This is a genomic window from Prevotella multiformis DSM 16608 (assembly GCF_000191065.1).
In the GTDB taxonomy this organism is placed as follows: Bacteria; Bacteroidota; Bacteroidia; order Bacteroidales; family Bacteroidaceae; genus Prevotella; species Prevotella multiformis.
The window spans coordinates 228,793-241,948 of the sequence record NZ_GL872283.1 but is presented as its reverse complement, the minus strand read 5'-3'; the positions used below and the strand labels follow the sequence as shown (position 1 = coordinate 241,948).

Genomic DNA, 13,156 nt, shown 5'->3' with positions numbered 1-13,156 from the left:
CATCGGTCGATAAAGTGATGAAAAAAACAGGATTGAATAATGATATTACCGCATTTGGACAATAAGAAAGACGGCATGGAAGTGGGCAATGTTTCCTATAGGAGCTTTCGTAAAAACAGTCTGTCAACGTGTCCGTTCATACGATGATTTCTCATCGATTATCCTCTTATATGGACAATAATTAAAAGTTGGAAACATATCAAAATATTCTATTATGGATAACTTTCTTCTCATATATTTTTCTTAACTTTGCTGAAAATTAATCCGTTAATTTTATTAAACAGCTTATAATGAGTTATTTATATCATAATATAAAAAGTGTGTAATCTCAGAAAATTGAATAAAAAGAAAACTATCATATTGGACAAATGGAAATAATCAAGCGCAATGGTGAAAAGGAAGCCTACAATAATAATAAGATTTCAATAGCCATTAAAAAGAGTTTCATCAGTACCGGAAAGGAGATTGCAGACAACGAGATAGCCGGAATGGTCGGTGAAGTAGAGCAGTTCATTACAGACAACCCTGGGCTGCGCACCGTCGAGGACATACAGAACCGTGTGGAGAAATGTCTCATGGAGCACGGGCATTACGATGAAGCGAAGAATTACATCCTCTTCCGCTATCAGCGCAACGAACAGCGGCAGGCCATCAACTACATTGCCTGGGCGGCAGACGACCGCCAGCTGGCTGATGTCCTGCACCGTGTGGCACGCGAATACCGTGAAAGGTCTTACAGCATGGTGACACTTCAGGAGAAGTTCGCCAGCTTCAGCAAGCCGGGGATGTCGCACAGAGACGCCATCGACGCGCTCATCAAGGCGGCGGTGGAACTGACGACACCCGAGGCTCCGGCATGGGAAATGATTTCCGCACGCATCCTTTCGTACCGATCGGAACAGAAAATCAGTCGGCTGGAAGAGGAACTGGGGCTCAAGACCTTCTATCAGAAAGTAAGATACATGACGGAAGAAGGGCTCTACGGCGATTACATCCTTCAGAACTACGGCGAAGAGGAAATCAACGAGGCGGCCGACTTCATGCAGCCTGACCGTAATGAACTCCTGAACTTCTCCGGGCTCGACCTGCTGCTGAAACGCTATGTCATCAAGAGCTATGCAGGCAAGGTGCTCGAACGTGTACAGGAGATGTTCCTCGGTATCGCACTGCATCTCGCCCTGCCGGAGAAGAAGGAAGACCGGCTTCTATGGGTACGGCGCATCTACGACCTGCTCAGCCGGCTGGAAGTGACCATGGCGACACCGACGCTCTCGAATGCCAGAAAACCGAACCATCAGCTCTCAAGCTGCTTCATAGACACTGTCCCCGACAGTCTGGACGGCATCTACCGTTCGCTGGACAACTTCTCGCAGGTGAGCAAGTTCGGCGGCGGCATGGGGATGTACTTCGGCAAGGTACGTGCCACGGGTGGCAATATCCGTGGTTTCAAAGGAGTAGCCGGCGGTGTCATCCGATGGATGAAACTCGTCAACGACACCGCTGTAGCGGTAGACCAGCTGGGAATGCGACAGGGTGCCGTGGCAGTTTACCTGGATGTATGGCACAAGGATCTGCCCGAGTTTCTGCAGCTCCGCACCAACAACGGCGACGACCGCATGAAGGCACACGACATTTTCCCGGCGATCTGCTATCCGGACCTGTTCTGGAAGATGGCCGAAGAAGACCTGAATCAGAACTGGACGCTCTTCTGTCCGAACGAAATCATGCGCATCAAGGGCTATTGCCTGGAGGACTGCTACGGCGAGGAGTGGGAACGCAGGTATCTTGACTGTGTCAACGACCAGCGAATCTCGCGCCGTGTCATCAGCATCAAGGACATCGTCCGCCTTGTCCTCCGCTCTGCCGTAGAGACTGGAACACCGTTCACATTCAACCGGGATACAGTGAACAGAGCCAACCCTAATGGTCATAAGGGAATGATCTACTGCTCCAATCTCTGCACGGAGATAGCCCAGAACATGGCTCCCATCGAAACAATATCCAAGGAGATAGAGACGGAAGACGGTGATACCGTTGTCGTCACGAAGACCCGTCCGGGCGAGTTCGTAGTCTGCAACCTGGCAAGTCTGTCGCTTGGCAGACTGCCATTGGAGGACGAGGAGCAGATGAAAGAGAAGGTGGCGACGGTTGTCCGTGCCCTTGACAACGTCATCAGCCTCAATTTCTATCCTGTTCCCTACGCCCGGATCACCAACCAGCGGTACCGCTCCATAGGCCTGGGCGTGAGCGGTTACCACCATGCACTGGCCAAACGGCGCATCAAGTGGGAGAGTGAGGAGCACCTGCAGTTCATGGACAAGGTCTTCGAGACCATCAACCGGGCGGCTATCCTCGCCAGTTCTGACCTTGCCAGAGAGAAAGGAAGCTATCAGTTCTTTGAAGGAAGCGAATGGCAGACGGGTGCTTACTTCGACAAGCGAGGCTATGGCAGTGCCGAATGGCAGGAGGTCCGCCGCACGGTCGCCCGGCAGGGAATGCGCAATGCCTATCTGCTTGCCGTCGCTCCGACCAGCAGTACGAGCATCATCGCAGGGACGACAGCCGGACTGGATCCCATTATGAAGCGTTTCTTCTTGGAAGAAAAGAAGGGTAGTATGCTCCCGCGGGTTGCTCCGGAACTGTCGGATGAAACCTACTGGATGTACAAGAGTGCCTATCTCATCAACCAGAAGTGGAGCGTCCGCGCCTCCGGCATACGCCAGCGCCACATCGACCAGGCGCAGAGTATGAACTTATACATTACCAACGACTTCACCATGCGTCAGGTACTCGATCTCTACCTCCTCGCCTGGAAGAGCGGTGTCAAGACCCTCTACTATGTCCGCAGCAAGTCACTGGAAGTGGAAGAGTGCGAAAGCTGTGCATCGTAAGCAAGGAGTCAAGGGAGTTAAAATCATCGCTTATCATCGCCCATCACCACCTATCATCGCCCATCACCGCTTATCATCGCCCATCACCGCTTATCATCGCCTACTAAAATATTCACACAATGGACAATAAACTGAAACGTAACACATTATTCAATCCCTCAGGCGATACCGACCTGCGCCTGAGAAGAATGATCGGTGGCAACACCACCAACCTCAACGACTTCAACAACATGAAGTATTCATGGGTCAGCGACTGGTACAGACAGGCCATGAACAACTTCTGGATTCCGGAGGAAATCAACCTGTCACAGGACTTCAAAGACTATCCACGGCTCGACAAGGCAGAACGTACGGCTTACGATAAGATACTGAGCTTCCTCGTCTTCCTCGATTCCCTGCAGAGCAACAACCTGCCGACCGTCAGCGAATACATCACTGCCAACGAGGTGAACCTCTGTCTGCATATCCAGGCCTTTCAGGAATGTATCCACAGCCAGAGTTACAGTTACATGCTCGATACCATCTGCAGTCCGGAGGAACGGAACGACATTCTCTACCAGTGGAAGACGGACGAACACCTGCTGAACCGCAACAAGTTCATCGGCGACTGCTACAACGAGTTCCATGAAAAGCGTGACAAGTTCAGCCTGATGAAAACGCTCATTGCCAACTTCATCCTCGAAGGCATTTACTTCTACAGCGGCTTCATGTTCTTCTACAACCTCAGCCGGAACGGAAAGATGTCCGGCTCAGCACAGGAAATCCGATACATCAACCGGGATGAGAACACCCATCTCTGGCTTTTCCGAAGCATCATCCTCGAACTCAAGAAAGAGGAACCGGATATGTTCACACCCGATAGAATAAAGGTTTATGAAGACATGATGCGTGAGGGGGTACGGCAGGAAATAGCATGGGGACAATACGTCATCGGCAATGATGTACAGGGACTGAACGAACAGATGGTGTCCGATTACATCCGTTATCTCGGCAACCTCCGCTGGTCAGGCCTCGGTTTCGGCTTCCTCTATGACGACAACCGGAAAGAGCCGGAGAACATGAAATGGGTAGGGCAGTACTCCAATGCCAACATGGTAAAGACAGACTTCTTTGAAGCCAAGAGCACGGCATACGCCAAGAGCACGGCACTGGCGGATGACCTGTAGGGAAGTACATGGCTGGCTTCTCTGGCAGCAGCCAGTACCACTAGAACCCATATCATTCTGTGGATAACCCTGTGGAAAAACCTGTGGATAACTCCTTCATAACCCTGTGGATATCCACACAGCTACGGAAGCAGACAGCGCATCGTGGATATCCACAGAGTTATTCACGCCGTTTTAGGGAAGTTTTACACAACTTACACGCTAAAAAAGATATAAACTTATTATCTTTGCACCGATTGTGGAAAATGTGGATAAACGGGTATAGCAGCTGAATACCAGACAGAAAATATAAACACAACCTGTCGACAAGCTGCTACCACGGGTTGATAACCATCCTGCCAAGAAAACGGCAGAAAAGTTCTGCACAAATCCACAGCCTATCATACTAAAACATTCTTTTTCTTTCAAAAGAGAGAAATAAAGAATAATATATAAGTTGAACGGATTAAACTGAGAATATGAAAAAGCTGAAGAATTATATAGTCTGTCTCCTGGCAATGACGGCTGTCAGTGCGTCGGCACAGTGTACATTCCGCAACACGGCTTTCAGCAGCGGCGAATACCTGACGTACAACCTCTATTACAACTGGAAGTTCATCTGGGTCAAAGCGGGTACGGCATCATGGTACACGGTCTCGTCCACCTACAAAGGTATTCCGGCTTACCGTGCTTCGCTCACCACACGTGGGAACGGTCGGCTGGACGATTATTTCGTGCTGCGCGACACCCTCCTCACTTATAACTCGAAACAGATGGAACCGCTCTACTTCCGTAAGGGAGCCAGGGAAGGGAAGCGTTACACGGTGGATGAGGTGTTTTATTCCTATCCGAACGGCAGGAGCAGGCTGCGCCAGCACAGAATTAACAATGAAGGCAAGCATCAGTGGATGGAGCGCACCTACGATGACTGTTCTTTCGACATGATGAGCATCTTTCTTCGGGCACGCAGCTTCAATCCTGAAAGCTGGAAGAAAGGCGAGGTGGTGAAGTTCCCTATCGTAGATGGGAACAGCCGGCATGCCGCCCGCATCGTCTATTTAGGAAAGGAGAACATAAAGGCTGACAATGGTCACAAGTACCGCTGTCTGCGTCTTACCTATTATGAATATGAAGACGAGAAGTGGCGCGACATTGCCAGTTTTTACGTCACTGATGACAAGAACCACATCCCCGTCCGCCTTGATATGCGCCTGAAGTTCGGTTCTGCCAAGGCCTTCCTGGTAGCGATGAAAGGCATCAACAGTCCGGTCACCTCACAGGTGAGATAGGGTGAAAATACATTCTTCTTGCTTTTATCTTAGGTAAGAAAGGCTTTCTCTTGTATCCTTTTTGTGTTACGGGAGAAAGCCTTTTTGATGTCTGCACACCCTTTACAGGCTTTTGGAAATAGCCTTATGGCAGGCCGTTTGCGTAGTATTTTGTGACGGGAATGCAACCGGTTCCGCATCCTGTCGTTGCACTGATGTCCGACACTCATCGTGTCGTCGGTCAACGCCAGCCGTGTTAAGGGTCAACACCGGTCGTTTCGATGGCGCACAACCTTACTGTTTATTGCCGGGAGGGAGCAGAGTGCAGTAAAAGAATGCAGTGCAGTGCCGAAATCCGATCCGGCTTCTATATAATTAAGGTGGCATGAAGGGTTGAGCACATTATTTTCTATGAGTACCTTATTTTTTAGGAAAAACATTTGCAGGGACAGAATATTTATCCTACTTTTGCAGTGTGTTATATAAGTGGTACACTTGATTAGGATGAATTTGCAGACAGGCAGTCTTGTCGACCTCCTTACAAAGTATGCTTAAAATATTAATTTTAAATGATTCTATTATTTAGGCGAAAAGTTATAATACCGTAACTTGAGATCCATAAAACATACTATTATGAAAATTGGAAAATTGTTGTTCACCTATGTATTGCTGTTGGTTTCCATGGCCGCACAAGGTCAGACATCTGTTATTTCAGGCGAGCTGCTCGATTCTCTGACCCATGAGGGAGAGCCGTTCGCTACAGTCAGAGTCTACAAAGGCAGAAAAAGCGAGAAGCCGGTAGCCATGTCGGTCACGGGACAGGACGGGAAGTTCGCCCAGAAAGTGACCGGACAGGGCAGTTACCTCATCTCTTTCAGCTCGATGGGGCGCAAGGAAATCGTACGCAAGGTACAGCTGACGGCGGCAGGAGGCACGATCAGCCTCGGACAGCTTCTTGTACAGGACGATGCCAAGCAGCTGAAAGGCGTTGAGGTGGTGGCACAGAAGCCGCTGGTGAAGATGGAGACCGACAAGATGTCGTATGATGTACAGGCCGACAACGATGCCAAGACGAACACGGTACTCGATATGCTTCGCAAAGTCCCGATGGTGACGGTCGACGGACAGGACAATATCACCGTCAACGGCCAGAGTTCCTTCAAGGTCTATGTGGACGGAAAACCCAACGTGATGTTCTCGGCCAGCCCGTCACAGATATTCAAGTCGATGCCGGCATCGGCCGTGAAGTCGATAGAAGTGGTTACGAACCCGGGAGCAAAATACGATGCGGAAGGTGTCGGCGGTGTGCTGAACATCGTCATGAACCATGCCGACGGACAGGGAAAGGTGAAGATGAACGGCTACAACGGCAATGTAAGCCTAATAGCAAGCAGCAGGGGATGGCGCACCTCAGGCTTCCTGAGCGGACAGCAGGGAAAACTTACCTACAGTGCCAACGTCATGTACAGCAAGGCCCTGATCAACGGGACTGTAACGGAAATCAACCGTACCTCGGCCGACGGGTCACGCATGGACTACTGGCAGGAAGGGCACACACGCATCCCGTTCACGATGAACAGCATCAGCCTGGGATATGAACTTGACTCGATGAGCAACATCGGTGCCTCCGTAGGGCTTACTTCTTTCTCTATGAAGAACGACGGGCATCCTTTGACACGTTTCTCAGGCGGTCCATACGGAGCTGCGGGCTTCTCCTACGGCAACGAGATGACGATGGAGAACACCAACATGAGCTTCAACGGAAGCGTGGACTACCAGCGTTTCTTCAACAAAGAGCGTACAAGCAGCCTGATGCTGAGCTATCTTTTCACAACCTCTCCGGCAGAGAACGACAACCGCCGTGTCTACGACCCGATACCGGGCAATGTGACCATTCCGTTGCACGACCTCTACTCCGAGGCGAAGACACAGGGTACGGAACATACGGTACAGGCGGACTTCACCACGCCGCTGGGCAAGGGACAGACGCTGAATGCCGGCCTGAAATTCATCTCCCGTCGTAACTCGTCCGATTCAAAGTACTATGACATCACGGGCGGGAACGAGGTCTACAATGCAGCCAACAGCGTCAATTACAAGAACACCCAGAACATTCTTGCCGAGTATGCCGAATACAGTGCGACGCTGGGCAAGTTCGGAGCAAAGGCCGGTCTGCGCTATGAACATACATGGGAGAACGTGGAGTTCATCATCGGTCCGGGCAGCGACTTCAAGAAGAACTACGGTAATCTGGTGCCGTCGGCCAGTCTTACTTATAATATCTCGGCAGGATTCAACATCGGTGTGAACTACGGAATGCGCATCACCCGCCCCGGAATCAGCTATCTCAACCCGTATGTCGACCGTTCCAACCCGACGGTGCTGAGCTATGGCAACCCGGATCTGGCCGTTGAGAAAAGCCATAATATAAGTTTTGTCTTCAACTACTTCACACCGAAGTTCATGGTCAACATGACGTTGGGAGAATCGTTTGCCAACAACCAGATCGAGCAGTATTCCTTCATGGACGGGACGGTTCTGAACACTACCTACGGCAATATCGTACGCAGCCGCTGGACGAATTTCACTACTTTCATGAACTATGCCCTCACGCCGAAGACCCGTATCATGTTCAACGGAGGAGTCGATTACGGTGACATCCGTTCCAACCAGCTGGGCGAACACAGCCATGGATGGCAGGCCACGGGATTCCTGGGACTGCAGCAGACCTTGCCGTGGAAACTGAAATGGAGTATGTTCGTGGGTGGACTGACGAAGAAATATTCCCTGCAGGGGTATAACGGCGGCTTCAATATGTTCAACACGTCGCTTTCGAAGAGTCTTGTCAAGGACAAGCTCGACATCAGTCTGATGTATTTCGTACCGCTGACGGGCAAGATCAAGATCAGCCAGTACAGCCGTGGAGCCGGCTTCGAGAACCGTATGAACATCCGGATTCCAGCCCAGCAGGTTGCATTGACCGTCACCTGGAACTTCGGAAACACCAAGAAGCAGTTCCAGACACACAAGAGCAACATTTCTAACGACTTCCAGGAGAAGAAGAACAACCAGCAGATGAACGGCATGGGAATGGGTGCCGGCGGCGGTATGTAAAGTCATGGAAGAATATATGTAACTATCTTGTAGAAAGCATATTGGCAATCACACAAGCAGGTGTCACACAATTTTGTGTGACACCTGCTTGTGTGATTGCCGTTTTATTACTATATTTGCATTCGTAAAACAAACTGAAAACGTAACGTCATGTGCAGGAAATTTGTTTATGGTGTGGCGGTCTCCGACTACAACTTCATTGGAAGGTCGCAGGAAACGAAACGGCTCCTGAATGATTTCAGGGGCGGCATCAACGTCATACTGATGTCCCCGCGACGGTTGGGAAAAACTTCCCTGGTGAAACACGTGTGTGGCAGACTCGACCCGGACGACAACATCCTTACGGTTTATCTGGACATCTTCGGCTGTAAAAGTGAGTACGACTTTTACAATAGGCTGGCATCGGAAGTGTTGAAGCAGACCGCTTCGCAGCGGAGCATGTGGCTCGAAGAGGCTCGGGACTTCCTGTACAGACTTACACCGCGGATTTCCTTCAGCCCTGAACCGAACAGCGATTTTGCCATTTCTTTAGGGATAACGCCGAAGACGCATACGCCTGAAGAGGTTCTCGGAATGGTCGAGAAGATTGCCGTGAGGAAAGGAAAACGTATCATCGTCTGCATAGATGAATTCCAGCAGATAGGCGAAATGGCCGACAGCAAACAGGTACAGGCACGGCTGAGGAGTGTCTGGCAGCACCAGCAGCACGTGTCCTACTGTCTTTTCGGTAGTAAGCATCACTTGATGGGCAGCATCTTCCTGCACCACAGTATGCCTTTCTATCAGTTCGGCGACCTGATAGCATTGGACAAGATTCCGACGGCCGAATGGGTGGAATATATTGTCAGCCACTTTGCAGACGGCAAAAGGACCATCAGCACAGCTCTGGCAGAGGAAATCTGCAGGTTCACGGACAATTATTCGGCTTATGTACAGCAGTTGTCCTGGCTTGTTTACACACAGAAAGAGGAAGGGGAGCGTGTGGACGAGGCGGACATAAAACAGGCTTCGGAGGATCTTCTTGCTACGAATGAAGTGCTTTTCATGCAGATGGTGGAGCCGCTATCAGGATATCAGCTTAACTTCCTGCGTGCGATCTGCACCGGCGTCACGAAGAATTTTACACTGTCGGAAGTCCGGGAGAAGTACCATTTAGGCAGCTATTCCAATGTGAACCGGCTGAAGACAGCCCTTCTGGAACGTGACCTGATAGAAAAGGAAGGAGAAGAACTGAAAATAACCGACCCTGTTTTTCACAAGTGGTTCCAAAGAAGAATGATGGTATAATTCTGAGTTTCCTATTCATCTAAGTGTTCATGACGATGATATCGCCTCAAACTTCATATTCAGCATGTTCAAGACGATTATATAACTTCAAACTTCATATTCATTAAGTAGGGAATTTCAGTTAATTCCCTACTTACACTTACAACATGTTGTGATTTGCTTGAAAATTCCTACCTTTGTGGTAGCAACAACAACCATGACCAGCAACGCCATTCTTGACACCAAGTTGTGATTTGCTTGAAAATTCCTACCTTTGTGGTAGCAACAACAACCTGGAATGCGCAAGTTGCTGGCATTACGCTGTTGTGATTTGCTTGAAAATTCCTACCTTTGTGGTAGCAACAACAACCAGCGTTCAGGCAAACGAATTCACGAATGAGTTGTGATTTGCTTGAAAATTCCTACCTTTGTGGTAGCAACAACAACCTTACTTTAACACAATTAACGATGCGAGTAGTTGTGATTTGCTTGAAAATTCCTACCTTTGTGGTAGCAACAACAACGCATATAAATTCACGAATCACATCAAAATCGTTGTGATTTGCTTGAAAATTCCTACCTTTGTGGTAGCAACAACAACAAAACGGCACGTTGCAAAGCTTTCGGTCATGTTGTGATTTGCTTGAAAATTCCTACCTTTGTGGTAGCAACAACAACAACTTAATTTTATCACCCTCGAAATAAGTTGTTGTGATTTGCTTGAAAATTCCTACCTTTGTGGTAGCAACAACAACACGATAGTGCTTCTGCCAATCCATGGCACGTTGTGATTTGCTTGAAAATTCCTACCTTTGTGGTAGCAACAACAACACGAAACAGAATTGTTATCCAAAGGGTCAGTTGTGATTTGCTTGAAAATTCCTACCTTTGTGGTAGCAACAACAACTGTTAAGAATTGGGTAATCAAAGCGATTTGTTGTGATTTGCTTGAAAATTCCTACCTTTGTGGTAGCAACAACAACTAGAAAGCGGAGTATAAGAAGAAAAGAGTTGTTGTGATTTGCTTGAAAATTCCTACCTTTGTGGTAGCAACAACAACAATGGATTCATAAACTAAAGATTAAACCCCGTTGTGATTTGCTTGAAAATTCCTACCTTTGTGGTAGCAACAACAACCCTACGACCGATTGCGTTCAAGCGAATACCGTTGTGATTTGCTTGAAAATTCCTACCTTTGTGGTAGCAACAACAACCAAACCAAGACTTATAAAAGGCAAAGATAGGTTGTGATTTGCTTGAAAATTCCTACCTTTGTGGTAGCAACAACAACTGAGGATTTTCGCAAGGAGATTCTTTCTCAGTTGTGATTTGCTTGAAAATTCCTACCTTTGTGGTAGCAACAACAACAGCAACACGCTCATACTTATCCATCAACCAGTTGTGATTTGCTTGAAAATTCCTACCTTTGTGGTAGCAACAACAACCGGGATAGGTTAGGGTAGGGTAGAGAGCAGTTGTGATTTGCTTGAAAATTCCTACCTTTGTGGTAGCAACAACAACCGTCTAAGACCGATGCCTTGCCGTAAGCCTGTTGTGATTTGCTTGAAAATTCCTACCTTTGTGGTAGCAACAACAACCTGCAATAGACGGTTCTTCCCCCTACACGGTTGTGATTTGCTTGAAAATTCCTACCTTTGTGGTAGCAACAACAACTAGGTAAATCTATAGTGTCTATATTAACCAGTTGTGATTTGCTTGAAAATTCCTACCTTTGTGGTAGCAACAACAACCTCTTCGCTATGTTTCATATGTTCTTTATAGTTGTGATTTGCTTGAAAATTCCTACCTTTGTGGTAGCAACAACAACTGCATACCGTACAAGTGATTATACACGCTGGTTGTGATTTGCTTGAAAATTCCTACCTTTGTGGTAGCAACAACAACCCTTAATGTCTGTATCATTCCATTTGAATATGTTGTGATTTGCTTGAAAATTCCTACCTTTGTGGTAGCAACAACAACTCATACATATAGTTATTTTGTTTGTCTTTCAGTTGTGATTTGCTTGAAAATTCCTACCTTTGTGGTAGCAACAACAACTTAACAGAAGCATAGGAAACAACGAGTTTGGTTGTGATTTGCTTGAAAATTCCTACCTTTGTGGTAGCAACAACAACTGGAAAAGTATTACCTCCGTGGCTTTATTGTTGTGATTTGCTTGAAAATTCCTACCTTTGTGGTAGCAACAACAACTCATTTCATTTTAAAAATTTGAAAAATTTGTTGTGATTTGCTTGAAAATTCCTACCTTTGTGGTAGCAACAACAACTTGGTATTTGACTGGACTGACCAAGAGACGTTGTGATTTGCTTGAAAATTCCTACCTTTGTGGTAGCAACAACAACCTCCAGCAGAACACGGTGCAGTTCGAAGTTGTTGTGATTTGCTTGAAAATTCCTACCTTTGTGGTAGCAACAACAACTCATTGAAGACAAATGGTTGACTATCAGATGGATGGGTTGTCGTTTGGAAAATAAAAAATACCACAAGGCAAAAGTCCTACACTTTAAAGTGTGGGACTTTTTGCTTGCTATGACATAAGGAATAAGAAAAATATGGGTACTTCTTGTCTGTTTTACCATTACTTCTACGAAACTCTTATTGAAGGTGCATTTTAAACTATTGTTGTTCGGAAAATAATGCTTGAAATTCCTATAGCCTTTGTTTACCGGAAATACAGGCACATTTATCCAGTTTTATTTTGTTTCAAGTAGTAACCGTTACAGGAAACTATAATCTGAATGACTTTTATCCAAACATTCAGAGAAAGATACTCCAACTGATACTTTTATCATTAATTCCGTAACTAAACACGTAATTTATTAATAATATGTATTATAAGTATCTGAGGAACAATAAGTTCCTAAATTTTTGCTATCTGTATGATTTTCACTGACTTTATGGTGCAGAACAAATAGTACGATTGCTGACACTATGGGAAGATCTGTGTTTGTCTTCCAAAACGTCACGAACTTATTTCCCAACCAACTGTAAATCAATGTTGCATATAACTTGATACGTGATACAGATCCTTTGACATCCCATAAATATCAAAGAGCTTCATCTACGCATTTAACGGAAGAGCCCACTTTTCATAGGTCTTAGTCTAAAAGAGTTCCAATTGCTGTCCGGGAGCATTGGGAGGTTTCGGCTTTTCCCCGTAGAAAAGCTGTATATTGGCGAATTGTTTATCCGTAATACACAGTATGCCAACTTTCCCGATCTTAGGGAGCATTGCCCGAACCCGTCTCATGTGGACTTCGGCATTCTCCATACTCGCACAATGGCGTACGTAAATAGAGAACTGGAACATAGTGAATCCATCTTTCATCAAGGACTTACGGAAGTCAGCATAGGCTTTCTTCTCCTTCTTGGTTTCCGTAGGCAGGTCGAAGAACACGAGAATCCACATAATCCGATATTCATTGAAACGATCAAGCCGCATCATGAT

General features: G+C 47.1%; 7 protein-coding genes and 1 CRISPR repeat array. Of the genes, 6 read left to right on the top strand and 1 reads right to left on the bottom strand.

Features of this window, described 5'->3' with window-relative positions:
• Positions 1 to 368 precede the first annotated feature (368 nt).
• From HMPREF9141_RS06305 to HMPREF9141_RS06285, 6 genes are all read left to right on the top strand, one after another.
• Complete coding sequence (locus tag HMPREF9141_RS06305) at positions 369 to 2,891, top strand: ribonucleoside-diphosphate reductase subunit alpha (protein ID WP_007367773.1); 2,523 nt, start codon at positions 369 to 371, stop codon at positions 2,889 to 2,891.
• Complete coding sequence (locus HMPREF9141_RS13855; RefSeq protein WP_257009578.1) at positions 2,870 to 2,998, top strand: hypothetical protein; 129 nt, start codon at positions 2,870 to 2,872, stop codon at positions 2,996 to 2,998. The genes HMPREF9141_RS06305 and HMPREF9141_RS13855 overlap by 22 nt, the downstream gene beginning before the upstream one ends.
• Before the next feature lie 12 nt (positions 2,999 to 3,010).
• Positions 3,011 to 4,057, top strand: a complete 1,047-nt coding sequence (locus tag HMPREF9141_RS06300) for a ribonucleotide-diphosphate reductase subunit beta (protein WP_007367772.1) — start codon at positions 3,011 to 3,013, stop codon at positions 4,055 to 4,057.
• A gap of 458 nt (positions 4,058 to 4,515) precedes the next feature.
• Positions 4,516 to 5,325 carry a DUF3108 domain-containing protein gene (locus tag HMPREF9141_RS06295; RefSeq protein WP_007367771.1) on the top strand — a complete coding sequence of 270 codons (810 nt, stop codon included), beginning with the start codon at positions 4,516 to 4,518 and terminating at the stop codon, positions 5,323 to 5,325.
• Positions 5,326 to 5,937: 612 nt separating this feature from the next.
• Positions 5,938 to 8,418 (top strand): outer membrane beta-barrel family protein, encoded by a 2,481-nt coding sequence (locus HMPREF9141_RS06290; protein ID WP_007367770.1) that lies wholly within the window; start codon positions 5,938 to 5,940, stop codon positions 8,416 to 8,418.
• 150 nt (positions 8,419 to 8,568) lie between these two features.
• Positions 8,569 to 9,705 carry an AAA family ATPase gene (locus HMPREF9141_RS06285; protein ID WP_007367769.1) on the top strand — a complete coding sequence of 379 codons (1,137 nt, stop codon included), beginning with the start codon at positions 8,569 to 8,571 and terminating at the stop codon, positions 9,703 to 9,705.
• Positions 9,706 to 9,853: 148 nt separating this feature from the next.
• Positions 9,854 to 12,127: a CRISPR direct-repeat array (repeat unit 47 nt; unit sequence GTTGTGATTTGCTTGAAAATTCCTACCTTTGTGGTAGCAACAACAAC).
• A gap of 684 nt (positions 12,128 to 12,811) precedes the next feature.
• Here HMPREF9141_RS06285 and cas2 read toward each other — a convergent pair.
• Positions 12,812 to 13,153: a CRISPR-associated endonuclease Cas2 gene (gene cas2 / locus HMPREF9141_RS06280; protein ID WP_007367767.1), complete on the bottom strand. Its 342-nt coding sequence runs from the start codon at positions 13,151 to 13,153 to the stop codon at positions 12,812 to 12,814.
• Between the last annotated feature and the right edge of the window lie 3 nt (positions 13,154 to 13,156).